This is a genomic window from Polynucleobacter sp. CS-Odin-A6, assembly GCF_018882095.1.
In the GTDB taxonomy this organism is placed as follows: domain Bacteria; phylum Pseudomonadota; class Gammaproteobacteria; order Burkholderiales; family Burkholderiaceae; genus Polynucleobacter.
The window spans coordinates 41680-64964 of sequence record NZ_JACVPD010000002.1; the positions used below are offsets into that span (position 1 = coordinate 41680).

General features: G+C 47.2%; 25 protein-coding genes. 11 read left to right on the forward strand and 14 right to left on the reverse strand.

Annotated features, from left to right (window positions below; translation table 11 throughout):
* Positions 1-67 precede the first annotated feature (67 nt).
* Positions 68-841, reverse strand: a complete 774-nt coding sequence (locus ICN15_RS04865; RefSeq protein WP_216201584.1) for a ThiF family adenylyltransferase — start codon at positions 839-841, stop codon at positions 68-70.
* Positions 842-863: 22 nt separating this feature from the next.
* Here ICN15_RS04865 and pdxH point away from each other — a divergent pair, with 22 nt between their 5' ends.
* Complete coding sequence (gene pdxH / locus ICN15_RS04870; protein WP_216201585.1) at positions 864-1499, forward strand: pyridoxamine 5'-phosphate oxidase; 636 nt, start codon at positions 864-866, stop codon at positions 1497-1499.
* A 30-nt stretch (positions 1500-1529) separates the two neighbouring features.
* Here pdxH and msrA read toward each other — a convergent pair whose 3' ends face one another.
* Positions 1530-2102 carry a peptide-methionine (S)-S-oxide reductase MsrA gene (msrA, locus tag ICN15_RS04875; RefSeq protein WP_216201586.1) on the reverse strand — a complete coding sequence of 191 codons (573 nt, stop codon included), beginning with the start codon at positions 2100-2102 and terminating at the stop codon, positions 1530-1532.
* Between the two features lie 51 nt (positions 2103-2153).
* Here msrA and ICN15_RS04880 point away from each other — a divergent pair, with 51 nt between their 5' ends.
* The 3 genes from ICN15_RS04880 to ICN15_RS04890 all read left to right on the forward strand — a co-directional run bounded on the left by ICN15_RS04880 (position 2154) and on the right by ICN15_RS04890 (position 6002).
* Complete coding sequence (locus ICN15_RS04880; protein ID WP_216862798.1) at positions 2154-3557, forward strand: coniferyl aldehyde dehydrogenase; 1404 nt, start codon at positions 2154-2156, stop codon at positions 3555-3557.
* A gap of 253 nt (positions 3558-3810) precedes the next feature.
* A complete protein-coding gene (locus tag ICN15_RS04885; RefSeq protein WP_216201587.1) occupies positions 3811-5436 on the forward strand; it encodes a DEAD/DEAH box helicase in 1626 nt (541 codons plus the stop codon).
* A 2-nt stretch (positions 5437-5438) separates the two neighbouring features.
* Positions 5439-6002, forward strand: coding sequence for a chorismate lyase (locus ICN15_RS04890; RefSeq protein WP_216201588.1), 564 nt, complete (start codon positions 5439-5441; stop codon positions 6000-6002).
* A gap of 19 nt (positions 6003-6021) precedes the next feature.
* On the opposite strand, the gene ICN15_RS04895 is transcribed toward ICN15_RS04890, so the two are convergent.
* Entirely contained in the window at positions 6022-6831 is an 810-nt protein-coding gene (locus tag ICN15_RS04895) for a uroporphyrinogen-III synthase (RefSeq protein ID WP_216201589.1), read from the reverse strand.
* A gap of 21 nt (positions 6832-6852) precedes the next feature.
* Positions 6853-7833 carry a hydroxymethylbilane synthase gene (gene hemC / locus ICN15_RS04900; RefSeq protein ID WP_216201590.1) on the reverse strand — a complete coding sequence of 327 codons (981 nt, stop codon included), beginning with the start codon at positions 7831-7833 and terminating at the stop codon, positions 6853-6855.
* Between the two features lie 43 nt (positions 7834-7876).
* Between hemC and argH the strand changes: the two genes are divergently transcribed.
* The 3 genes from argH to ICN15_RS04915 are packed head-to-tail and all read left to right on the forward strand — an operon-like array spanning position 7877 to position 11381.
* Positions 7877-9295 carry an argininosuccinate lyase gene (gene argH, locus ICN15_RS04905; protein WP_216201591.1) on the forward strand — a complete coding sequence of 473 codons (1419 nt, stop codon included), beginning with the start codon at positions 7877-7879 and terminating at the stop codon, positions 9293-9295.
* 5 nt (positions 9296-9300) lie between these two features.
* Complete coding sequence (locus ICN15_RS04910; protein WP_216201592.1) at positions 9301-9852, forward strand: TRAP transporter small permease subunit; 552 nt, start codon at positions 9301-9303, stop codon at positions 9850-9852.
* On the forward strand, positions 9849-11381 hold the full coding sequence (locus ICN15_RS04915; protein ID WP_216201593.1) for a TRAP transporter large permease subunit: 1533 nt from the start codon (positions 9849-9851) through the stop codon (positions 11379-11381). The genes ICN15_RS04910 and ICN15_RS04915 overlap by 4 nt, the downstream gene beginning before the upstream one ends.
* A gap of 16 nt (positions 11382-11397) precedes the next feature.
* On the opposite strand, the gene ICN15_RS04920 is transcribed toward ICN15_RS04915, so the two are convergent.
* The 5 genes from ICN15_RS04920 to ICN15_RS04940 form a co-directional block, all read right to left on the reverse strand.
* Complete coding sequence (locus ICN15_RS04920; RefSeq protein ID WP_216201594.1) at positions 11398-11661, reverse strand: Txe/YoeB family addiction module toxin; 264 nt, start codon at positions 11659-11661, stop codon at positions 11398-11400.
* The gene (locus tag ICN15_RS04925) at positions 11651-11908 is read right to left on the reverse strand and encodes a type II toxin-antitoxin system Phd/YefM family antitoxin (RefSeq protein ID WP_216201595.1); all 258 of its coding nucleotides are present in this window, start codon (positions 11906-11908) and stop codon (positions 11651-11653) included. The genes ICN15_RS04920 and ICN15_RS04925 overlap by 11 nt, the downstream gene beginning before the upstream one ends.
* A gap of 119 nt (positions 11909-12027) precedes the next feature.
* Positions 12028-14295 (reverse strand): arginine/lysine/ornithine decarboxylase, encoded by a 2268-nt coding sequence (locus ICN15_RS04930; RefSeq protein WP_216201596.1) that lies wholly within the window; start codon positions 14293-14295, stop codon positions 12028-12030.
* A 53-nt stretch (positions 14296-14348) separates the two neighbouring features.
* Positions 14349-14915, reverse strand: coding sequence for a dCTP deaminase (dcd, locus tag ICN15_RS04935; protein WP_216201597.1), 567 nt, complete (start codon positions 14913-14915; stop codon positions 14349-14351).
* Positions 14916-14956: 41 nt separating this feature from the next.
* Positions 14957-15811, reverse strand: a complete 855-nt coding sequence (locus ICN15_RS04940; protein ID WP_216201598.1) for a formate dehydrogenase accessory sulfurtransferase FdhD — start codon at positions 15809-15811, stop codon at positions 14957-14959.
* 133 nt (positions 15812-15944) lie between these two features.
* Here ICN15_RS04940 and metG point away from each other — a divergent pair, with 133 nt between their 5' ends.
* From metG to panC, 4 genes are all read left to right on the forward strand, one after another.
* Positions 15945-17615 carry a methionine--tRNA ligase gene (gene metG / locus ICN15_RS04945; protein ID WP_216201599.1) on the forward strand — a complete coding sequence of 557 codons (1671 nt, stop codon included), beginning with the start codon at positions 15945-15947 and terminating at the stop codon, positions 17613-17615.
* 148 nt (positions 17616-17763) lie between these two features.
* Positions 17764-17952, forward strand: coding sequence for a DUF3460 family protein (locus ICN15_RS04950; protein WP_216201600.1), 189 nt, complete (start codon positions 17764-17766; stop codon positions 17950-17952).
* On the forward strand, positions 17945-18814 hold the full coding sequence (locus ICN15_RS04955; RefSeq protein ID WP_216201601.1) for a ScpA family protein: 870 nt from the start codon (positions 17945-17947) through the stop codon (positions 18812-18814). The genes ICN15_RS04950 and ICN15_RS04955 overlap by 8 nt, the downstream gene beginning before the upstream one ends.
* On the forward strand, positions 18811-19662 hold the full coding sequence (gene panC / locus ICN15_RS04960) for a pantoate--beta-alanine ligase (RefSeq protein ID WP_216201602.1): 852 nt from the start codon (positions 18811-18813) through the stop codon (positions 19660-19662). The genes ICN15_RS04955 and panC overlap by 4 nt, the downstream gene beginning before the upstream one ends.
* Before the next feature lie 56 nt (positions 19663-19718).
* On the opposite strand, the gene ICN15_RS04965 is transcribed toward panC, so the two are convergent.
* The 5 genes from ICN15_RS04965 to ICN15_RS04985 all read right to left on the reverse strand — a co-directional run bounded on the left by ICN15_RS04965 (position 19719) and on the right by ICN15_RS04985 (position 23282).
* Positions 19719-20030, reverse strand: a complete 312-nt coding sequence (locus ICN15_RS04965) for a hypothetical protein (RefSeq protein ID WP_216201603.1) — start codon at positions 20028-20030, stop codon at positions 19719-19721.
* Positions 20027-20368: a hypothetical protein gene (locus tag ICN15_RS04970; protein WP_216201604.1), complete on the reverse strand. Its 342-nt coding sequence runs from the start codon at positions 20366-20368 to the stop codon at positions 20027-20029. Before ICN15_RS04970 ends, ICN15_RS04965 begins: the two co-directional genes overlap by 4 nt.
* 172 nt (positions 20369-20540) lie before the next feature.
* The gene (locus ICN15_RS04975) at positions 20541-21473 is read right to left on the reverse strand and encodes a methionyl-tRNA formyltransferase (RefSeq protein WP_216201605.1); all 933 of its coding nucleotides are present in this window, start codon (positions 21471-21473) and stop codon (positions 20541-20543) included.
* A 1-nt stretch (position 21474) separates the two neighbouring features.
* Positions 21475-22722, reverse strand: a complete 1248-nt coding sequence (gene frc / locus ICN15_RS04980; protein ID WP_216201606.1) for a formyl-CoA transferase — start codon at positions 22720-22722, stop codon at positions 21475-21477.
* 131 nt (positions 22723-22853) lie between these two features.
* Positions 22854-23282: a PAS domain-containing protein gene (locus ICN15_RS04985; RefSeq protein ID WP_216201607.1), complete on the reverse strand. Its 429-nt coding sequence runs from the start codon at positions 23280-23282 to the stop codon at positions 22854-22856.
* Positions 23283-23285: the final 3 nt, after the last annotated feature.

Genomic DNA, 23285 nt, shown 5'->3' on the forward strand with positions numbered 1-23285 from the left:
TAATTAGGGACGACATCAGAATCCGTAATTTCCTACAGGGATTCCCCTAAAGGATTTGGGGATCGTTTTAAGCAATGGCCTTCTGAATCGCAATCAGATTTAAAACTTCGGCAGCAGCGGCCAAACCACAGGCTGCAGTGACCATGACTGTAGATCCATAACCAGAACAAGCTAGACCACCGCTGGCAGCCCCTGCCCGTGGCTCATGAGAATAAATAGCGCGAATGCCAATTTTTTTCTTCAGGCTTCTAGAAAAGCCATGGTCTTGTCGTAGGCCTTGACGCACCTTAGCGAGTAAAGCATCTTGCTCGGTTCGAGAAAGATCATCGCAACGCACAGAAGTAGGATCAGATTTTCCGCCAGCAGCACCACACATCACTAGAGCGCGCTCGTTTTTAGTTGCCCACACTGCTAAGGCAATTTTGGTTAGTACTGAATCTGTAGCATCCAAAATAATGGCATCAGGGGGAATTAATTCATCTAAATTCCCTGACTCCAAAAATGTATCGCAGGAGGTTAATTGAATATCAGGATTAATTCGGCGAATACGATCAGTCATCACTTGTACTTTTGCCTTACCGAACTCACCCTCGAGCGCGTGAAGTTGACGATTGGTATTACTTTCAGCAATGTGATCAAAATCAATTAATACAAGATGTCCAATTGCCGTGCGCGCCAAGGCTTCGGCAGCCCAAGAACCCACTCCTCCTAGGCCGGCAATTACGACCGTGGCATGACGAAAGCACTCCCGCAGCTCAGGGCCGTATAGACGAGCTACTCCCCCAAAACGACGATCATCCAAATTGACTTCTTTCCTATCTTCTATCTTGTTTTCTTCCATAGCTTCTCTTTATACTGAAAAAATGGACTCCATTGCTCAACTTCGCAAAAACTATACCTTCGGTCAGCTTTCAGAAACTGAGGTTCCACCCGATCCTTTGGTCTTATTTCAGGTCTGGTTTGATCAGGCAATTACGGCACAATGTCCGGAACCGAACTCGATGACTTTGGCGACTGCTGATATATCAGGCAATCCCTCAGCCCGTATTGTCTTACTCAAAGGGGCGGATGAAGCTGGTTTTACCTTCTTTACTAATTATGAAAGCCAAAAAGGCAAAGAGTTGGCCATTCGTCCTCATGCTGCCTTATTGTTTCATTGGCATGAGCTTGAACGCCAAGTTCGCATCAAAGGTGTAGTCGAAAAAGCGACCGCCGCAGAAAGCGATGAATATTTCCATTCTCGCCCTGTCGCCTCCCGCATTGGCGCCTGGGCTTCTCCACAAAGCGCTGAAATTCCCAGTCGAGAATTTCTTGAAGACGCTGAAAAACGTTTCGCGGCAGACTTTGGTGACCAAGCTCCAAGACCAGAGCACTGGGGTGGCTATCGCCTGCATCCTACTGAGATTGAATTTTGGCAAGGTCGCCCTTCACGCCTGCACGATCGCATCCATTACCGAGTTGTAGGTAACGGTTGGCGCATCACCCGCCTAGCACCCTAAAGAGGCTTAGCAGAAACAATCTCGACCGTCTTAGCGAAACTCCGAAGCAATTAAAGAGTGAAACTTTGCTCTAAATTTAGCTAACTTGGGAGCGACAACTGCCATGCAGTAGCCTTGACCTGGATGCTGACGAAAATAATTCTGGTGATACGCTTCAGCTGGATAAATGACAGGAGCGGCATCAATTTGAGTTACAACCGCACCCGAATAAATTTTCGCCACCTCCAGCTCTTTTACAACCTCGTGCGCCATTGTCATTTGACTCTCGCTATGAGTAAAAATAACTGAGCGATATTGCGTACCACGATCATTACCTTGATAGTTCAAGGTTGTTGGATCATGAATCACGAAAAAGATTTCTAATAAGTCGCGATAAGAGACTATCTCCGGATCAAAGTACACATCGACGATTTCTGCATGGCCCGTTTGACCAGAGCAGATCGATTCATAATCAGGATTTAGCATGGCTCCACCTGCATAACCGGACACTACCGTGCTCACACCTGAAATTTGCTGATAAACCGCCTCTAGGCACCAGAAACAGCCGCCTCCCAAAGTGGCGCGCTCCAGGCCTGAGTGATTTTTATGGGTGATTTCGTTCATGGCTTTATCCTAATGCCTTATTCAATCTTTTGCTCGCCATAGATAAACTCAATGCTCATAAATCGCTTCACACTCCAATTAGATGAAATCAAGGCGGCTTATGCTTTAGAACCAAACCCCAGCTTAGAGGTTCGCCTTGAGCGCATTGGGCGCATTGAACAAATGATTGCTGCCAATGAGGAAAAGCTCTGTACGGTATTGGCTGCAGACTTTGGTACGCGTCACCCAATTGAGAGTAGGCTGCTTGAATTTCAGATGATTTATCAGGCTTGTAAGCATGTTCGCCAGCATCTCAAAGAGTGGATGAAACCCCAGCTTGTGCCGACCCCAGGATTTATGGGGTCTTCTCATGCTTGGACCCAAATGCAATCTATAGGGGTAGTTGGCATCATGAGTCCTTGGAATTATCCCGTTCAGCTTGCGCTGGTTCCAGCCATCGCCGCCCTTGCAGCCGGGAATCGAGTATGGCTCAAGCCATCAGAAAGAAGTTCACGCACCTCCGGATTTTTGACAGCCTTGATCCAAGAGTACTTTCACCCTAGCGAATTTTGTGTCATCGCTGGTGGCGCAGATCTCGCAGAATCTTTTGCGGCACTCCCTTTTGATCATCTATTTTTCACTGGCTCCGGCAATATTGGTAAAAAAGTTATGCGCGCCGCTGCGGATCACTTAACGCCTATAACACTAGAGCTAGGGGGTAAGTCCCCAGCTATTGTGGACCCCTCTGCCAAGCTTCAAGAGGCTGCGGCCAGCATCATTTACGGTAAGCTCATTAACGGTGGTCAAACGTGCATTGCCCCTGATTATGTGGTGGTGCATGCTAATGATGTCGATAACTTTGTTCAAGAGCTGCAGCGTGCGGCTCAAAATCAATTCTCGAATCCCGAAGTATTAACTGGAGCGATTGATGAACATCAACTTACTCGCTGGCAACAATTAGTTCAAGACGCAGTGAAGCGTGGTGCGCAAGCAATTCCACTCATTTCTTTTGGTGAAAATAGCTCGCCCTCCTTCACGCCCGTAGCACTCCTTAATGTGCCTGATGAAGCGCTCATCATGCAAGAAGAAGTCTTCGGCCCCATTCTGCCAATCGTAATAATCAATGATCTGGTCTCTACTATTCGGTATATCAATGACCGGCCAATGCCATTAGCCCTATATTGGTTTGGCAACAACAAAAAAGTGATGCAGCGCATTCTCGATGAAACACGCTCTGGTGGTGTGACGATTAATGACACCCTGCTACACGCAGCGGTAGAAAATTTACCTTTTGGCGGCGTTGGTCCCAGTGGCATGGGTGCCTACCATGGCAAAGTGGGTTTTGAACTATTCAGTCATCGCAAATCCGTTTTGGAAGTCCGTGGCTTCTTTGGCATACCTTACTTGCGGGGTACTCAGTTGGTAAGACCGCCATACGGCAATGGGGTGGAGCGTTTATTGCGTTGGCTACCTTAATTGCTTCAGTAGCAATTAATTCGGGAAAACCCTTGTAATACGGCTACAAAAATGCCATAATTGGAGGCTTTTTAAAGCAATTTGATTCATCGCCCCCCAGCTATATTTCAGCGTACCGTTTAGAGGTTATAAACACCGAAGTCCAAAAAACGCGCTGCCGCCTGTCTGATGGTCGATGCCTTTGACCATCACACTCAGTAAAAAACAAAGAGTGTATACACGGAGACATCCCTTCATCGGGATGTGCAATAGCATGACTTTTTCTAAAGAAACGAATCCTGAGTTGAAAGACTCAAAACCCTCTGGAACTGAGTTCCAGTCTTTCGCCCTTGCGGCGCAACTCCTTAAAAACGTTGCTGAACTGGGTTATACCCAAGCCACTGAAGTGCAAGCTCAGGTTATTCCTGCGGCGCTCGCTGGCGGTGACTTATTAGTCAGCAGCCAAACTGGTAGCGGTAAAACTGCAGCCTTTTTATTACCTTTAATTAATCAACTGATCGAAGATAACCCTAACAGCTCACCTGTTCCAGGCCGCGCTCAACCTAAAGTGTTGGTGCTCTGCCCTACTCGTGAATTAGCTCAACAGGTTGCTGCAGATGCAGTCAACTTAGTTCGTGGCATGAAAGGCATTCGTATCGCAACCGTCATGGGTGGCATGCCTTATGGCAAGCAAATCCAAGCGCTCAAAGGCGCCTTGTTAGTTGTCGCAACCCCTGGTCGTTTACTCGACTTGACTGACAGCAAAGCAATTCGCTTAGATGATGTAAAACAACTCGTGATCGATGAAGCTGATCGTATGCTTGACATGGGATTTGCTGATGATCTCGAAGCCATTGACAAACGTTGTGCTAGCCGTACCCAAACCCTAATGTTCTCAGCAACTTTTGCGCCAAAGATTATGTCTTTAGCAAATGAACTGACTAGCAATGCAAAGCGGATTGAGCTTGCTCACGCTGGTGAAAAGCATGCCAATATCGAACAGAAGTTGCATTGGGCTGACAGCATGTCACACAAACATAAGCTGCTCGAGCACATTTTGGCTGACGCCTCTTTAGATCAAGCAGTGGTGTTTGCTAGTACGCAAATTGAAAGTGAAAAAATTGCTGATACTCTGCGTGCGAATGGTTATGAAGCAAGCGCCTTACACGGTGCAATGCCACAAGCTGTTCGTATGCGTCGTCTCGAGTCTCTTCGCAAAGGTCACACCAAGATTTTGGTTGCGACTGATGTAGCCGCTCGCGGTATCGATGTGCCCCGTATTAGTCATGTGATTAACTTTGGCTTGCCAATGAAACCAGAAGATTACACGCACCGCATTGGTAGAACTGGACGCGCTGGTCGTAATGGCGTTGCCATCACTTTGGTTGAACATCGTGACCGTGCCAAGATTCGCAATATTGAGCGTTTTACCCAGCAAGACATTGTTGCTTCAGTAATCGCTGGTCTAGAGCCGCAAGCCAAGCCTAGCTTTGGTGGTGGCGGCGGCGGTCGCCCAGGCGGTGGTCGTTCAGGTGGTTTCGGTGGCGGCGGTCGCTCTGGCGGCGGCGGTGGCGGTGGTCGTTATGGTTCAGGCGCTCGTTCAGAGTCTCGCTCTGGCAGTGGTGGTGGCGGAGGCGGTGGTAATCGCTCAGGCAATCATTTTGAATCTCGTTCTGGTGATTCCCGTCCATCTGGCGACTCACGTCCTGCTGCTGGCGCTAATCGCTTTGCTGATTCACGTCCTGCGCGCTCTGGTGATTCACGCCCGTCTGGCGACTCACGACCTGCTCGCTCTGGTGACTCACGACCTGCTCGCTCTGGTGACTCACGTCCGTCTGCTGGTCCTCGTTTTGCTAAACCCAAAACTGGTGGTCAACGCAGAAACTTTAGCGGTAGCTAAAAATGATTCACCGTTTTCGTCTCCGTTCTGCATGGAATCGAGTCGATTCCGGTGAACTTCATCAAGCGCCACGCCAATGGCAGCCTTGGCTTAGTGATACTGGTTCTTTAACCCAAAAAATTGAACAGCTCATTGGTCAAAAGCTAGAGGTTGTAGTGTTACGCGATTGCCGGCAAAACTTAGATAGCGACGAGAGTCGCTATTTTCATTTCAAAATCAAACATTGTCGTATACGAGAAGTATTACTCTGCGCCAATGGCATTCCGCTGGTAATGGCGCGTAGCATCATCCCCACCATGAGCTCAAGTGGCAGCAATCATGAAGTTCTGCGCCTAGGCAAGAAGCCATTAGGCGCTGTTCTCTTTGCAAAAACACGCATGCACTCCCACAGGAAACCGCTGCGCGAAATTTCGCGCCTAGATAAGCAAAGTTCACTATGGAAAAAATGTGTTCAGCAATATCCTAAACTACCATCGGTAACTTGGGCAAGACGAACACTCTATGAGCTCAAAGGGCGCCCACTTCTAGTGAGTGAAGTTTTTCTGCCAGCACTACTGAGCTACTGAATTACTGATCTAGCCCAGATTAAATAGCGGCCCAAGCTTGCGATGCTGCCATCAAAGCATCATCGCCGGGCTCACAAGTAAACACCTCTCCAAAGCCAATTCGCTCAGCAGCGTCTGCAATATTGTGATGTGGACAAATCGCAGTAGCGAGATCCAATGGCAACTTCGCCTGACCCAAATAGCGCACCGCCTCAGAAGAGGTCAGCAACCAAAGTGATTGTGCAAAATCCATCTCATGAATGTCATGCCAAGCAGGATTATCGAGAGCTAAAGGCACACGCTGATAGACTGAAATCGCCTCCACTTGCGCTCCTGCATTCTTCAAGGTTTCAGCCAACCAGTCGCGCCCACCCTCGCCTTTGAAGATCAGCACTTTCTTACTTGGCCAATTCCATTGCAATTTCTGCAACTCAAACCATAAGCCTTCTGAATCCCAATGGGCCTTATCTTGCGGAAGAATGATTAGTGTGGGAGTGCTCTCAGCTCCAATGCCATGATTTTTTAACGCCGCCATACTGCTGCCACCCATCACCCCAATCGGAATCACGTGATTGGATAGCTCCTGCCAAGACTTTTCGAGAAGACGCAGGGTGCACTCAATGGCATTTGGGCTGACGAATATAGCGAGGTCAGCCGATTGAAGAGCTTGAATCATCTGATTGCCTAAACCATCCTCATTCTTGGGGACGATGGTAAGTAATGGCAAAGAAATAATCTTGGGGGAGAGCTCTTTGGTAATGCCACTCTTGAGTAAGGATTTTTGTAGCGCTTCGGACAATTGTCGACTCTGCCCACTAGGGCGGGTAACGACAATCGTCTTGCTACTCATGACGCTTTATGTCGCCGAGAATTACTGGGGCAAGCCATTTGGCAACAAGCTTGCAGCACCCTGCGCAATTAAATCTTGTGCCACAGACAAGCCCAAGGCTTCGGCATCCTCCAAACTCGCCACTGCACCTTGCGCGGTAGCAAGACAAATTGCCTTGCCATCTACACTAGCTACAAAAGATCGGATATGCATCTGATTCTGGTCCCAAGTAGCATATGCTGCGAGTGGCACCTCACAAGAGCCTCCAAGCTGGCGTGACACCATGCGTTCAGCAGAGACGGCATACAACGTTGCCAAATCATTTAACGGGGCAAGCCACTGCTTAATGTTGGGATGCTTACTCAGGGTTTCGATTCCCAGAGCCCCTTGGCCTGCTGCTGGAGTGTAAGGATCGATAGGTAATAAAGCCCGAATGCGACTTTCCAAACCAAGTCGCTTGAGACCGGCGGCAGCCAAAATAATCGCCTGATACTCACCCCGGTCCAATTTGCCCATCCGAGTATCTAAGTTTCCTCTTAAGGGCTGAATTTCGAGATGGGGAAATTTGGCTCGGAGAACCGACTCACGTCGCAAGCTAGAGGTCCCTACAACCGCGCCTTGGGGTAGATCTTCAAGACCGGCATAGTCATTAGAAACAAATGCATCATGGGCATCTTCCCGGACCATCACGCAAGACAGATCAAAGCCTTCAGGCATCACCATGGGGACATCTTTTAAAGAATGCACTGCCAAATCTGCCCGTCCATCCTCCAGTGCAGTTTCTAGCTCTTTAACAAATAAGCCCTTTCCGCCGACTTTGGAGAGCGCTTTATCCAATATTTGGTCTCCCCGAGTGGTCATACCCAAAATTTGGACATCGCATCCTGGATAGAGCTTTTTGAGGCAATCTCGGACGTGTTCAGCCTGCCACATGGCAAGCCGGCTCTCGCGGGAGGCGATTACAAGACGCTCTGGAGGGCTGGAGATAGAAGGGGTAGCGCTAGATAGGGAAGATTGGGACATAACATTTAAAATAATTAAAGACCGACACCAATATACTGCTTTTATGAGCTCATCCAAAAATTCCCTCGCCAACAAAGCCCAAGCTTGGTCGGCCCGTTTCACTGAACCGGTTGACGAACTGGTGCAGCGTTATACCGCCTCTATCGGCTTTGATCAACGTTTTGCCTTAGTAGATATCGCAGGATCCCTAGCTCACGCGGAAATGCTGGCTTCCCAAAAGATTATCAGCGCACAAGATTTAGCAGATATTCAGAAGGGGATGGCCCAGATTAAAAGTGAAATTGAGGCTGGTATCTTCCAATGGCAACTTGCCCTCGAGGATGTTCACCTGAACATCGAGGCCCGTCTGACAGAATTGGTGGGTGATGCCGGAAAGCGTCTGCATACTGGTCGCTCACGCAATGACCAAGTAGCTACCGATTTACGTCTATGGCTACGGGATGGCGCCGATCAGATTGCGAAAACCCTCAAAACTTTGCGTATTGCCTTACTCGATCTAGCAGAGACTCACGCCGCCACGATCATGCCGGGCCATACCCATTTACAAGTAGCGCAGCCAATTACTTTTGGTCATCATCTGATGGCGTATTACGAAATGTTTAGTCGTGATGCTAGTCGCTTGGCTGATCTGCGCGCCCGCTTTAATCGCCTGCCATTAGGTGCTGCAGCACTAGCTGGGACAACCTACCCGATTGATCGTGAGCAAGTAGCCAAGCTTCTGGGCTTCGATGGTATCTGCAATAACTCGTTAGATGCCGTCTCTGATCGTGACTTTGCGATTGAGTTTTGCGCTTTTGCATCAATTTTGATGATGCACATCTCCCGTCTCTCTGAAGAACTAGTGCTGTGGCTCAGTCCACGCTTTGGCTTTATTGATTTGCCAGATCGCTTCTGTACCGGCAGCTCCATAATGCCGCAGAAGAAAAATCCGGATGTACCGGAGCTCGCTCGTGGCAAAACAGGGCGTGTGTATGGCGACTTAATTGCTTTATTGACGCTAATGAAGAGTCAGCCGTTGGCATATAACAAAGACAATCAAGAAGACAAGGAGCCGTTGTTTGATGCGGTCGATACCGTACAAGATACTTTGCGCATCTTCGCGGACATGGTGCCCCATATTCAAGTCAAGGCGGATGTCATGAAAGCGGCTGCTGAAGAGGGCTTTGCAACCGCAACCGACTTAGCTGACTACCTGGTTAAAAAAGGATTGGCCTTCCGTGATGCGCATGAGGCAGTAGCGCATGCAGTCAAGGCTTGTGTAGGTCGTCATTGCATGCTGACTGACCTGAGTCTTTCTGAGTTGCGCTTTGCTTGTGGCTTAGATAGTCGTCCTGAACTCATTGGCGACGATGTATTTGACCTATTGACTGTCGATGGCTCTGTTCATTCACGTCAACATGCTGGTGGCACTGCGCCAACTCAGGTACTCGCTGCAATCAAACAGGGTCGCGCGGATCTCTAGATTGCATGGGCTTTTGGGGAACGCTCTCAAACGGAATTGATCGCCTCAATCAATTCTTAGGCCAGATAGCCAGCATCCTGATTTTGCTATCCTGCATAGTTTCAGCGGCCAATGCGCTTATGCGCTACGGCTTAGATATCAGCAATAACTGGCCGTTAGAGTTGCAGTGGTATCTCTTTAGCGCGGCTGTTATGCTGGGCGCCTCTTACACACTCAAGCGCAATGAGCATGTTCGAGTCGATTTAATTTACTCACAACTTTCGGATCGCGGTCGACTGTATACAGATCTCTTTGGTTTGATCTTGTTTTTGATGCCCGCCTGCATCTTATTTGCCTGGCTCTCTTGGACTACCCTGTTCTACCCCTCATGGCTGGTCTCGGAGCATTCCCTCAATGCCGGTGGTTTACCACGCTACCCCATTAAATTGATTGTTCCATTCGGCTTCTTCATGTTGAGCCTGCAAGGCGTATCTGAAATTATTAAACGCATTGGCGCCCTCAAGGGGAAAGTAACTCTGCCGGCTGAAGATCTCCATTATGAAAAGCCCATGCAATGATTCCGCTTGAATGGATGCCACCGCTGATGTTTGGCGGACTGATTGTGTTTATGTTGATCGGCTTTCCGGTTGCGTTTTCATTAATGGCGGCGGGCCTCTTTTTTGCCGGCATCGCTATTAGCGAGAACTTTTTTGGTATGCCGTTCTTACAAGCCATTCCACAGCGGATCTTTGGCAGTGTTCTGGCAAATGATCTTCTCTTGGCTATTCCGTTCTTCACCTTCATGGGCGCCATTCTGGAACGCTGTGGTCTTGCAGAAGAAATGCTCGATTCTATGGGCCAACTGTTTGGGCGTGTTCGGGGTGGTCTAGGCTATTCAGTGATTATTGTGGGATTCATTTTGGGGGCGATTACCGGTACAGTGGCTGCTCAGGTGATCGCTATGGCCATGATCTCGCTGCCAGTAATGATCCGTTATGGTTACAACATGCGCTACGCTACGGGCGTTTTAGCGGCTTCTGGGACGATTACCCAGCTTGTACCACCGTCATTGGTATTGATCGTGTTGGCTGATCAACTGAAGACTCAAAGTGGTAGCGCAGATGTCGGCAGTATGTATCTGGGTGCTTGGGGTCCATCCCTGCTCCAAATTGGTCTGTTTGCGCTCTACACCTTCTTTCTGTCACGCCTTAGGCCAGACTACCTGCCTGCTGCGCCAGAGAGTGAGCTTACCCTCAAGGGTTTGGCGCTCTGGAAAAAATGCTTCATGGGAATTATTCCTTCGGCAGCGCTGATTTTTTTGGTACTAGGCACCATTATGATGGGAATTGCGACCCCAACCGAGTCAGGCGCCATGGGGGCAATGGGTGCATTACTGTTGGCATGGCTTCGTAGAGCGAATATTCCCAATCTGAAGGGGCTGATTCAGGAGGCTTATCAAAACACAATGCGCATTACTGCTATGGTGGTATTCATTTTGATTGGCTCCACTTGCTTCTCAGTAGTTTTCCAAGGAGTAGATGGTGGGCACTGGGTCGAGGAATTATTTTCCCATCTGCCAGGTGGTTGGATTGGGTTCTTAGTTGTAGTGAACTTGTTTGTTTTCTTCCTCGCCTTCTTCCTAGACTTCTTCGAGATCGCCTTCATCATCGTGCCCTTACTGGCACCTGTCGCAGTCAAGCTACTCTCGCCCGTCTTGCTCGCCTCAATGAATGGCAATCCTCAAGCCGCTGCCAGCGCTGCGCTAGTCTGGTTTGGCGTAATGCTGTGCGTCAATATGCAAACGTCATTTATGCACCCTCCCTTTGGCTTTGCACTCTTCTATTTGCGCGGTGTAGCGCCCAAAGAAGTGAAGAGTAGTGATATCTACTGGGGTGCATTGCCTTGGGTAGGACTGCAACTCATCATGGTTGTGCTTGTGGCGGCATTCCCAGCGTTAGTCACTACTCTGCTTGATAAGCCAGCAGCAGTGGCCGAGAGTCAGGAATTTAATTTCACGAGCGGTGATGATGCTAAATCAGAAAAATTACCAAGCAAGGTTGATGAGGATGCGCAAGTGATATTTCAATTGGATAAGCCGATCAAATAACCGCCCCAAAACACGATCATTGATAGTGATATCGGCACGCAATGATCACAAGCTGATCTTTCTCGATGGCATAAACAAGACGATGAACGTCATCTATTCGTCTTGACCAAAGTCCCGATAGGCTTCCTCTTAATTCTTCAGGCTTACCAATGCCATCCTCGGGATTTCGCATAGTATCTTTAATAAGCGCGTTGAGACGCTTTAAAGTTTTTTTATCTTGTCCTTGCCAGTAAACGTAATCAGACCATGCAGCGCTTGTCCACACAATCCTACTTAGCATCTACAAGGGCTCGTTCTTTGGTTTGCCCTTTGCGATATTGCGCCAATGATTTCTCCAGATGTTTTACGTTAGCAGGAGATTTTAATAAATGGAGTGTTTCCATCATGCTGTTATAGGTATTCAAAGACATTACCACCGCATCATCAGCATCTCTGCGAGAGATGATTGCTACATCACAATCACTCACCACCTGATCAATCACTTGCTTAAATTGGTTTCTGGCATCAGAAAAATTAATCACTCTCATGGTCAAATCCTACTTGTTCTATATATTGTACAAGTATATTCAAATTCTTATTTCAGTGCAAGCAAAAAAAATACCCTGCAAATGCAGGGTATTCGGGGGGATGATGCATTTAAACCAAATTAAAGGGTGATATCCGGCTCTTGCCTTACGCAATCAACATAATATTCGCTACGCCCATCTATATCTGCTTTGACTAAACCATGAATGTCGGTTTCAAAGCCGGGGAACTGCGCATTGAAGTCACGCGCAAAATAGAGATAGTCAATGATGCGTTTATTAAAGCGTTCACCCGGAATCAACAATGGAATGCCTGGAGGATAGGGTGTCACTAACATTGCAGTAATCCGATCCTCCAATTGATCCAAAGGAACTCGATCCACTTCCTTGTGCGCCATTTTGGCCCAAGCCTCTGAAGGCATCATGGCCGGAACCATGTCTGAGGTGTACATCTCTGTAGTCATGCGTGCTACGTTACGGCTCTTATAGAACTCATGAATCTGCTGGCAAATATCTTTGAGGCCAACACGCTCATAACGGGGATGTTTAGCAACAAACTCAGGCAATACTTTCCAGAGAGGAGCGTTCTTATCAAAGTGATCTTTGAACTGTTGCAATTCCGTTACTAAGGTATTCCAACGACCCTTCGTAATACCAATAGTAAACATGATGAAGAAAGAATACAAACCGCACTTCTCAACGATCACGCCATGCTCAGCCAGGTACTTTGTCACAATACTTGCCGGAATACCCATAGAGCCAAAGTTACCCTCGATATCTAAACCAGGCGTTACAACAGTCGCCTTGATTGGATCAAGCATATTGAAATCTTGAGCAACCTTACCAAAGTCATGCCAGCTGGCATTCGGCTCCAATACCCAATCAGAGCGCTCACCAATGCCCTCTTCAGTTAAGTGATCTGGACCCCAAACCTTAAACCACCAATCTGCACCAAACTTATCATCTACTTCGCGCATCGCACGCCGAAAATCCATTGCCTCGGCGATCGATTCTTCCACTAGGGTGGTGCCGCCTGGGGATTCCATCATGGCTGCAGACACATCGCAAGACGCGATAATGGCGTACTGTGGGCTGGTAGAGGTATGCATCAAGTAAGCTTCATTGAAGCAGTCCCGATCCAACTTGGTGTCTTCAGCATCCTGCACCAATACCTGTGAAGCCTGTGACAGACCAGCTAACAACTTATGAGTCGATTGGGTAGCGAACATCAAACTTTTTTTAGTGCGCTTACGGTCAGATCCGATGGCGTGCATGTCTTTGTAGAAGGGATGGAAGGCGGCATGCGGGAGCCAAGCTTCATCGAAATGCAATGAGTCCACCTTGCCATCGAGCATCTCTTTAATCATCTCGACGTTGTAAATAATACCGTCGTAGGTACTTTGCGTGAGGGTCATTACCCGTGGAATGACATCCTTATTTTTAATGAAGGGATTAGCATCAATCTTTTTCTTGATGTTTTTCCACTCAAACTCTTCTTTAGGAATCGGGCCAATAATGCCAAGATGATTGCGGGTTGGCATCAAGAAGATAGGGATCGCGCCCATCATCGTAATCGAATGGATCACCGACTTATGGCAATTACGATCTACCACCACCACGTCGCCAGGGGCAACAGTAGAATGCCAAACAATCTTGTTGGATGTCGAGGTGCCGTTCGTCACAAAGAACAAATGATCGGCATTAAAAATACGTGCAGCATTACGCTCGCTCTGCAATACCGGACCAGTGTGATCCAGCAACTGACCTAACTCTTCAACCGCATTACACACGTCGGCGCGAAGCATGTTTTCACCAAAAAATTGATGGAACATACGCCCTACTGGGCTCTTTAAGAAAGCAACGCCACCAGAATGCCCAGGGCAGTGCCAAGAATATGAACCTTCAGAGGCGTAATTAGTAAGGGCCCGGAAGAAAGGAGGTGCTAATGAGTCTAGGTAGACCTTGGCTTCACGAATAATATGGCGCGCCACAAACTCAGGCGTGTCTTCATTCATATGAATAAAGCCGTGTAACTCACGGAGAATGTCGTTCGGCATATGACGCGAAGTACGAGTCTCACCATACAAGAAGATCGGAATATCTTCATTGCGTTTACGTACCTCAGTAATAAAGGCGCGTAAGTTATTGAGTGCAGGTAAATCATGGTCTTCAGAATCCGAAACAAATTCTTCGTCATCTATCGACACAATAAAGCTAGAGGCGCGGGACGCTTGCTGGGCAAAGGAGGTTAAGTCACCATAGCTAGTCAAGCCGATGACCTCCATGCCCTCGGTTTCAATAGCCTCAGCTAAGTCGCGAATGCCTGAACCTGAAATGTTTTCAGAGCGAAAATCCTCATCAATAATGATGATTGGGAAACGAAATTTCATGAGTACCCTTTAAATTCGCCAGTGAGGCGATTAAATAGATTTAAGTCTTTGATTTATGTCTTTGGCAATGTAACGCCAACTTGACCTTGATACTTACCGCCACGATCTTTGTAAGAAGTGCCACACACTTCATCGCTCTCAAAGAACAATACTTGTGCGCATCCCTCGCCGGCATAAATCTTGGCAGGCAAGGGCGTGGTATTGGAAAACTCCAGAGTCACATAACCTTCCCACTCTGGCTCGAATGGCGTGACGTTCACAATAATTCCACAACGCGCATAAGTACTCTTACCGACGCAGACCGTTAATACGCTGCGTGGAATCTTGAAGTACTCAACCGTTCTTGCTAAAGCAAAAGAATTGGGCGGGATGATGCATACCGGGCCCTTGAAGTCGACGAAAGATTGCTCATCGAAGTTCTTGGGATCAACAATAGTGCTATTGATGTTCGTAAAGATCTTGAATTCATCAGCGCAACGAATGTCATAGCCATAGCTTGAAGTGCCATAGCTCACAATTTTTTGTCCGGCGGCGTCTTGGCGAACCTGCTCAGGCTCAAATGGGCTGATCATGCCTTGCTCGCCCATGCGGCGGATCCAGTGGTCAGATTTAATAGTCATGGCCGAATTGTAAAACCATCGCGGGGCCTATGCCCACCAATTTATGGGGAGGGAATTGCGGGTGGGGAGGTAAAAATGACCCTCTCAGGGGCATTGAAGATCTCAAAATGCTTGCCAGAACAGCGAGATAGAAGCGTGAGGTTCGTTTTGCGGGCTAACTCTAGGCCCATTAAGGTCATTCCAGAGCGCGTCATGAGAAAAGGGATGCCCATCTGAGCACCCTTAATGACCATCTCCGAAGTAAGCCGTCCAGTAGTGAAGAAAATCAGATCCCTGCCTGGTTTATCAGCCAACCACATCAGACCTGAAATCGAGTCAACTGCATTATGTCGACCCACATCCTCAATGAAATGTAGCAGGCGGACACCACCATCTCCGTCCCGCTCAAACACGGCACAGGCATGTACTGAGCCTGATTTCTTGTAAATCGTGTCATGAACCCGAATACTGTCGATGAGGTTAACGATGGCTTCTTGACTTAGCTGAGGCCCGTCAGGAAGTCGAATCTCCGACATTTCCTCCATCAATCCACCAAACATCGTGCCCTGACCACAGCCAGTGGTAACCACCCGCTTACTGGTCAATGCGTCGATGTCCACGGTGCTGCGAAGGGTCCTCACTGCAGCAGAATCGGTTTCCCAATCTACCTGAATACTCGCAATGTCATCCGGTGACTCTACCAATCGCTGATTACGGAGATAGCCGAGCACCAAAGCCTCTGGGGCACTACCCAAAGTCATTAAAGTGACCACTTCACGTTTATCTAAATAAATGGTGAGCGGGCGCTCGCCGGGAATATGGGCAGTCTTGATGCGCCCTGCTTCGTCCATAATTTGTACCTCATGCACTAAAGGCACGGAAGCACTAGACATCTGAATATGGTGGCTTGAAGCCATAAAACATCTCTTAAATTAGGTTTGAATCGGTGTTTACTTTAACCGCAGACTAAAATTAGCGCTGAAGTAGAGGCTCAAGCCTCATAATCTGGTATTCCCATTAGTTCACTATTTCTATTTAAGTCCGTTTTTCATGAGTAGCTCCAAACGTCGCCTGCTAGTTACCTCTGCCCTACCTTACGCCAATGGCCAGATACATATTGGGCATTTGGTGGAATATGTTCAGACCGATATTTGGGTTCGCTTCCAAAGAATGCGGGGTCATGAAGTGCATTACGTTGGTGCCGATGATACTCACGGCACACCCATCATGCTGCGTGCGGAAAAAGAAGGTCTAACTCCAAAAGAATTAATTGCTAATGTATGGAAAGAGCATAAGCGCGATTTCGATGACTTCTTAATTTCTTTTGACAACTACTACACCACAGATAGTCCTGAGAATGAAACCCTCTCTAAAAGTATCTATCTGAAATTGCGTGATGCTGGCCTGATTGAAAAACGTGCCATTGAGCAAGCATATGATCCCGTAAAAGAAATGTTCTTGCCAGATCGCTTTATCAAAGGCGAATGCCCTAAATGTGGCGCCAAAGATCAGTACGGTGACTCTTGCGAAAAGTGTGGTGCAACTTATTCGCCAACTGATTTAAAAAATCCGTTTTCTGTAGTGAGTGGCGCAACCCCAATCAAAAAAGTATCCGATCATTACTTCTTCAAGTTATCCGATTCACGCTGTGAAACCTTCCTGCGTGACTGGACCCAAGTCAGAACGCCACTGCAACCGGAAGCCCGTAACAAGATGAAGGAATGGGTTGGACAACCCGGTGATAGCAAGCTTGGTGACTGGGACATCTCGCGTGATGCACCCTACTTTGGCTTTGAAATCCCCGATGCGCCAGGCAAATATTTTTATGTCTGGCTTGATGCCCCAATTGGCTATTACGCCAGCTTTCTCAACTATTGCCAGAGCAAGGGTTTGAATTTTGAGGAATGGGTCAGGCCGGATACTACTACTGAGCAATACCATTTCATCGGTAAAGATATTCTGTATTTCCATACCCTTTTCTGGCCAGCGACTCTTCACTTTGCAGGCTACCGTACACCCACCAATGTATTTGCTCATGGCTTCCTGACGGTTGATGGCGAAAAGATGAGCAAGTCCCGTGGCACTTTAATTTCTGCACATAGCGTGATTCAATCTGGCTTTAATCCAGAATGGTTCCGCTATTACTTTGCCACCAAACTCAATGCCAGTATGGAAGATTTAGATTTGAATCTCCAAGACTTTGTTGCCAGAGTAAATAGTGACCTCTTGGGGAAATATATCAACATCGCTAGTCGCAGCGCTGGCTTCTTAGTTAAACGTTTTGGCGGCATTGTTTCTGATGAAGCCATGAACAATCCACTACTTACCGAAATTGCCTCTGCTAGTGAAAAAATAGCTGAACTTTACGAAGCACGTGAATATGCCAAAGCATTGCGCACCATCATGGAATTAGCCGACAAGGTAAATGCCTTTGTGAATGAAAATAAGCCATGGGAAATCGCTAAAGATCCAGAGCGTGAGGCGGATTTACAAAGAGTTTGTAGCGTGACACTAGAAGCATTCCGTTTGTTGAGTCTTTATCTCAAGCCAGTACTGCCGCAAGTCTCAGCAGGCGTCGAGAACTTTCTCTCTGTTCCCGCTTTGACTTGGAATGATGTTGCAACGCCACTCTCCAGCCAAAACCCGATTAAACCCTATAAACACCTTATGGCTCGGGTCGAAGAGCCCCAAATTGAGGCCTTAATGGCTGCAAACCTCTAAAAATATCCCCAAAAGAGGATTTTTCAAGACTTAAGCAAAAAGTCGATGGGTTTGTAGGAAAAATCGTTAATAATGATGGGTTGGATAGGTTTTTGCTTTCCAATAATTATTTAAGTATTTGAATTAATTGAGAATTTTAGGAAATAAGATGGCCAGGTATACCTCTGAATTCACCCAGTTCTTAAATGAACTCAAATCTGAGAAACCCGATCTTGAAGCGGGCCAGCAGGCGGGTCGCGCCCTCCTATGGGACCAAAAACCTTTGAGTACCGAAGATCAGCGCCGAGCCAAGGCTGCCAAATTAAAGCAGCGAGCTTACGTTTACTCGAATGACTGAGTTGGGACCAGAGCCAAGCGCTCAATCAGATTTACTCGATAGCACTCCATCTGTTACGGATGGCATGTCCGAGGCTTTCGCAAAGTTATATGGTGAACCGCTATTTAAACTACCGACAGATCTATACATTCCTCCTGACGCGCTAGAGGTCTTTCTAGAAGCGTTTGAAGGCCCTCTTGATCTGTTGCTTTACCTGATTCGCAAGCAGAATTTCAATGTCTTGGATATTCCAATGGCGCAGGTCACTCAACAGTACCTGAGTTATATCGATCAAATCCGGCACCACAATCTCGAATTAGCTGCTGAGTACCTCTTGATGGCGGCTATGTTGATTGAGATCAAATCTCGCATGCTCCTGCCGATGAAAAAAGCAGATAGCGATGAAGAAGTTGAAGACCCCCGCGCAGAACTCGTTCGTCGCCTCCTGGAATACGAACGTATGAAGCTCGCAGCACAAGAGTTAGATCAGATTCCACAACAAGGTCGTGATTTCCAAATCGCCCATGGTTACGTCGATACCACCGTTGCAGTGACCTGGCCGGATGTGAATCAGGATGACCTACAGATGGCTTGGCGGGATGTTTTACACCGCGCAAAACTGAATCAACACCACACCATTACTCGTGAAGCGCTATCCGTACGTGATTTCATGACCCGCATTTTGCGTCGCTTGCAAAATGCGCGCTTTGTAGAATTCGGTGAGCTTTTTGAAGATGCCATCAAATCTGGCAATGGCATCCCAGTAGTCATCGTGAATTTCATTGCAATGCTCGAGCTCTCACGCGAAGCCTTGGTAGAGATCACTCAGGCAGAGCCCTATGCACCCATCTACGTGCGACTCGCCTATACCCCCGTTGCATGAAAATTATTAGCGACATACAAGAGTTGCGTGACCATTTAAGAGGACAAAATCGCGCCTCTTTTGTGCCGACGATGGGCAACCTCCATGAAGGTCACTTATCGCTCATGCGCCTCGCTAGGCAGCATGGTGATCCGGTAGTGGCCAGTATTTTTGTAAACCGATTGCAGTTTGGTCCAAATGAGGATTTCGATAGTTATCCCCGCACTATGCAGGCTGATATTGATAAGCTAGAAAAAGAAGGGGTATATATCTTGTTTGCGCCAACCGAGCGTGACCTATATCCACAACCTCAAGAGTACAGGGTAGATCCGCCACAACAATTGGGTGACATCCTGGAAGGTGAGTTTCGTCCGGGTTTCTTTAAAGGCGTTTGCACGGTGGTACTTAAGCTACTCTCTTGTGTTCAACCTCAGGTTGCTGTTTTTGGTAAAAAAGATTACCAGCAGTTGATGATCATTCGTCAAATGGCTAAACAATTTGCTTTACCAGTGGACATCGTCCCAGGAGAAACCATTCGCGCGGAAGATGGACTCGCACTCTCCTCTCGTAACAGCTATCTTTCTAGCGCAGAACGCACTGAAGCGCCTGAGCTACAAAAAGTTTTGAAGGAAGCTCGCGCACGCGTTCTTGATTTGAGTGAGCGCAATGATCACGCACTGAATGAAATTGAAAAGGTAGCAATTAGTACGCTGACTCGGCGTGGATGGAATCCGGACTACATCGCCATTCGCCAGCAAAGCGATTTAGCACGCCCCTCTAATGAAAGCCTACAGACTGGAGAGGGGCTCGTGATTCTGACAGCAGCCAAGCTTGGCAAAACACGCTTGATTGATAACCTAGAAATATAATTGCGAGGCCTCGATCCCTTTAAGACACCAAGGGAACTGAGTTAGGAAGGACGGGTTTAGATTCTCATTTTCTCAACTGACAATGCCCTCTTCTCAATAATGAGGACTTGTTCGGTTGGGCAAACTATTACATTGCGATAGCGCACGGGAATGTATTCATAAGGACCGCCATTGGCAACCCTCCACCTACTACCATCATAGAGCGTGAAGGTGTCCATTGGATTGCCATAAAAAGTGAGGGGCTCCCTAATGGCTGATTTATAACAAAGCACGCTATCCTCTTTTGAGGATTGGGCGTAGGTCAATTTCGATAGGGATAACAATCCCAGCAAAATCAATAGCCCGCCTCTAAGTGCGAAATAAATCATTTTTTAGCTGTTGAGGTTAATACCTCTGAGCAGTCATTTAACCAAGATAATCCCAACTTTGTTGGAGATACGTATTTACGCCGTGCGTCAATTTTGCAGACATCAGTCTTAATGAGTTTTGAATCTATCAATAACTTGGTTATTGAATGCAGGGTTGCTTGAGAGGCAATCTCTTTTAGCAGTATTAGATCTAAGACAGAAAGGGTGACGCCTTCTGCGTGGGCAGCAAGGACAGCCTCAAGAACCATGACCTGTTTGTATTCAGTCAACTTGTAGCGCTTGTTAATTCTCCTAATGGAACTGGAGAAGTGAAGATATTTAAAGCTTGATTCAGACATGCATTAATCGTATTCCCTGTAAGGTTATTCACCTAGGGAAATCGAAAATAACTTTTATATTTAATATTTGTTACGACTATAGAAATAGAAAAAGATTATGTTCGACACCGAACATAATCTTAAAGGGTTAGAACGCGCTGAGACAGCTAGTCGCTATTTGAGAGTGTCTAATCTAGATCGTGAAAAATTGACCCACATTAAGGTTTAACTCTCTCGCCAACTCAGCACCAGACACTTTTCCTGCGGCACCCTTGGCCTTGAGGACTTCTATCTGCCCGCCATGACAGGCTACAAAGAAGGAGTCCAAAGTAATTTCAGTGATCTCACCAGGCTTGCCTTTAACGGCCCCAAAAGTAGCAACGATATGCTTATGACAATCGTAGATCTGCACCTTTTGATCACCAAATTTCGTCCATGCGCCAGGGGCAGGGTTACATGCTCGAATCAGGTTATGGATTTGAGTGATGTGGGTTGCCCAATGAATTTGAGCGGCATCAACTCCAAACCAACCTTCATAGTTAGCCTGAGACTCATCTTGCACTATCTCTTGATGCTGATTGGCAGCCACGAGATCAGCAGCTTCAAGCAAAGCTTTTACACCTAGCGGGAATAAGTGGTCGAAATAGACTGTACCTAGGGTGTCATTAGGTGCAATGCACACCTCTTTTTGCAAAATAATTTCACCCTCATCTAAGCCATCAGATGGACGGAAGATCGTTAAACCAGTCTTTTCTTCACCAAGAGCAATAGCCCAATTAATCGCGCTAGGACCGCGATACTTTGGTAATAACGAGGGGTGATATTGAATCGTGCCGTGCTTCGGAATCTTACACAGCTCTTGCGGTACAAATTGCAACACATATGCCATCACACAGATATCGGCTTGACTATCTATCATCGCCTGAGCGGCATCAGCGCCTTTGAGCGATGCAAACTGCAAGGGAGTTAACCCTCTTGCAATAGCTGCCTCCTTAAGCACTTCAGGTTTGGAGGATTTCGGGTTATCCGGCGGACAAAAAACCGCAACCACTTCATCACCGCGATTTAAAAAAGCCTCCAAGGCCGCTTTACCAAAATCCGAACTTCCGATTAGCGCAATTCGCATCTTAGATTACCTTATCGTGACGAAGAGAAATCAATTCATCGGTAGTAAAACCAAGTTCACTGAGAATCTCATCAGTATGCTCACCAAGTAGCGGTGAGCGAGTAATGTCTGTTGGACTATCGGACATTTTAATTGGATTACCAACTGTTAGATATTTGCCACGAATAGGATGATCGACCTCAACAATGGTTCCGGTAGCCCGTAACGCTGGCTCTTCTGCGATCTCCTTCATCGACAAAATAGGGCCACAGGGGATGTCGTATTGATTCAAAATATCCATGACTTCAAACTTAGTCTTGGTCATAGTCCACTTTTCAATTTCACCGAAAATTTCCATCAGGTGTGGCAAGCGAGCCATGGGCGAAGAGAAACGAACATCTGTAATCCACTCTTCACGACCAATCACCTTACAAACAGCCTCCCAAACTGGGGCTTGCACAATGACATACATATAAGCATTAGGATCTGTTTCCCAGCCTTTACATTTCACAATCCAGCCAGGTTGACCGCCACCAGAAGCATTACCAGCACGGGGTACAGACTCACCAAATTCACCATTAGGGTATTGGGGATACTCTTGCATGACGCCATTGCGCTCCAAGCGCTGTTGATCACGTAACTTCACGCGGCAAAGGTTTAATACAGAGTCTTGCATTGCTGCTAATACTTTTTGACCACGGCCAGAGTGTGTACGTTGATATAGCGCCGTCACAATACCTAATGCTAAATGCAAACCTGTGCCGCTATCGCCAATCTGTGCACCAGTGACCATCGGAGGTCCATCATCAAACCCGGTGGTAGAGGCTGAACCACCAGCACATTGCGCTACGTTTTCATATACCTTGCAATCCTCATAAGGACCAGGACCAAAACCTTTTACTGAAGCCATAATCATCATGGGGTTGAGTTCCTGAATACGCTCCCAAGAAAATCCCATGCGATCCAATGCGCCAGGTGCGAAATTCTCAACCAAAACATCGCACTCTTTGATCAGACGCTCTAAGATTTCTTTACCACGCGGAGTTTTGGTATTGACTGTGATTGAACGCTTGTTATGGTTCAGCATCGTGAAATACAAACTATCAGCATCCGGGATATCGCGCAATTGGCCACGAGTAGCATCACCCTCACCCGATTTTTCTACCTTAATTACATCAGCGCCAAACCAGGCGAGTAACTGAGTACAGGTCGGACCAGACTGAACATGTGTGAAGTCGAGGATTTTCACCCCGTCTAATGCTTTTGCCATAATTAAAATCCTAATAATATTGAAATGTTGAATTAATCCAATTTTACCAGCGGGGGGATTCTGGTTTTACCAGCAGCTAGGAATGTGCTTTATTTTACCCAAAAACAAGTAAATCACCATCCTTACTAGGCCTAGAGGGATGCTAAAGCCCCCTCAAGATCAGCGATCCGCTTTTTTAGTGCGCGTTCCTCTGCAAAGCGCTCGGTTTCATCTCGGATCACTGCGACGATCCCATTGACCTTTTGGCGCTCATCAAACAGCATGCCTACTGTAAATGCGATTGAAAGCATGCTGCCGTTCTGGTGCAGGGCTGGCACCTTGAGTAATGATGTGCCGTAACGAGTGATGCCGGTATCCATAGACTTACGACAACCCTCGTTATGCCGATGACGATGACGCTCTGGAATAATGAAATCTAAGGTACCTCCTAAAGCCTCTATTTCAGAGTAGCCAAAAATGCGCGTTGCAGCGGGATTCCACAACACAATTTTTTCATCTGCATCGACAACAATGATTGCGTCTCCTATACAGTTCACTAATTGACTTAAATCAATATTCATATA

Coding starts and splice junctions, on each gene's coding strand:
- ICN15_RS04865 (WP_216201584.1), bottom strand. CDS start 841: ATGGAAGAAAACAAGATAGAAGATAGGAAAGAAGTCAATTTGGATGAT.
- pdxH (WP_216201585.1), top strand. CDS start 864: ATGGACTCCATTGCTCAACTTCGCAAAAACTATACCTTCGGTCAGCTT.
- msrA (WP_216201586.1), bottom strand. CDS start 2,102: ATGAACGAAATCACCCATAAAAATCACTCAGGCCTGGAGCGCGCCACT.
- ICN15_RS04880 (WP_216862798.1), top strand. CDS start 2,154: ATGCTCATAAATCGCTTCACACTCCAATTAGATGAAATCAAGGCGGCT.
- ICN15_RS04885 (WP_216201587.1), top strand. CDS start 3,811: ATGACTTTTTCTAAAGAAACGAATCCTGAGTTGAAAGACTCAAAACCC.
- ICN15_RS04890 (WP_216201588.1), top strand. CDS start 5,439: ATGATTCACCGTTTTCGTCTCCGTTCTGCATGGAATCGAGTCGATTCC.
- ICN15_RS04895 (WP_216201589.1), bottom strand. CDS start 6,831: ATGAGTAGCAAGACGATTGTCGTTACCCGCCCTAGTGGGCAGAGTCGA.
- hemC (WP_216201590.1), bottom strand. CDS start 7,833: ATGTCCCAATCTTCCCTATCTAGCGCTACCCCTTCTATCTCCAGCCCT.
- argH (WP_216201591.1), top strand. CDS start 7,877: ATGAGCTCATCCAAAAATTCCCTCGCCAACAAAGCCCAAGCTTGGTCG.
- ICN15_RS04910 (WP_216201592.1), top strand. CDS start 9,301: ATGGGCTTTTGGGGAACGCTCTCAAACGGAATTGATCGCCTCAATCAA.
- ICN15_RS04915 (WP_216201593.1), top strand. CDS start 9,849: ATGATTCCGCTTGAATGGATGCCACCGCTGATGTTTGGCGGACTGATT.
- ICN15_RS04920 (WP_216201594.1), bottom strand. CDS start 11,661: ATGCTAAGTAGGATTGTGTGGACAAGCGCTGCATGGTCTGATTACGTT.
- ICN15_RS04925 (WP_216201595.1), bottom strand. CDS start 11,908: ATGAGAGTGATTAATTTTTCTGATGCCAGAAACCAATTTAAGCAAGTG.
- ICN15_RS04930 (WP_216201596.1), bottom strand. CDS start 14,295: ATGAAATTTCGTTTCCCAATCATCATTATTGATGAGGATTTTCGCTCT.
- dcd (WP_216201597.1), bottom strand. CDS start 14,915: ATGACTATTAAATCTGACCACTGGATCCGCCGCATGGGCGAGCAAGGC.
- ICN15_RS04940 (WP_216201598.1), bottom strand. CDS start 15,811: ATGGCTTCAAGCCACCATATTCAGATGTCTAGTGCTTCCGTGCCTTTA.
- metG (WP_216201599.1), top strand. CDS start 15,945: ATGAGTAGCTCCAAACGTCGCCTGCTAGTTACCTCTGCCCTACCTTAC.
- ICN15_RS04950 (WP_216201600.1), top strand. CDS start 17,764: ATGGCCAGGTATACCTCTGAATTCACCCAGTTCTTAAATGAACTCAAA.
- ICN15_RS04955 (WP_216201601.1), top strand. CDS start 17,945: ATGACTGAGTTGGGACCAGAGCCAAGCGCTCAATCAGATTTACTCGAT.
- panC (WP_216201602.1), top strand. CDS start 18,811: ATGAAAATTATTAGCGACATACAAGAGTTGCGTGACCATTTAAGAGGA.
- ICN15_RS04965 (WP_216201603.1), bottom strand. CDS start 20,030: ATGATTTATTTCGCACTTAGAGGCGGGCTATTGATTTTGCTGGGATTG.
- ICN15_RS04970 (WP_216201604.1), bottom strand. CDS start 20,368: ATGTCTGAATCAAGCTTTAAATATCTTCACTTCTCCAGTTCCATTAGG.
- ICN15_RS04975 (WP_216201605.1), bottom strand. CDS start 21,473: ATGCGAATTGCGCTAATCGGAAGTTCGGATTTTGGTAAAGCGGCCTTG.
- frc (WP_216201606.1), bottom strand. CDS start 22,722: ATGGCAAAAGCATTAGACGGGGTGAAAATCCTCGACTTCACACATGTT.
- ICN15_RS04985 (WP_216201607.1), bottom strand. CDS start 23,282: ATGAATATTGATTTAAGTCAATTAGTGAACTGTATAGGAGACGCAATC.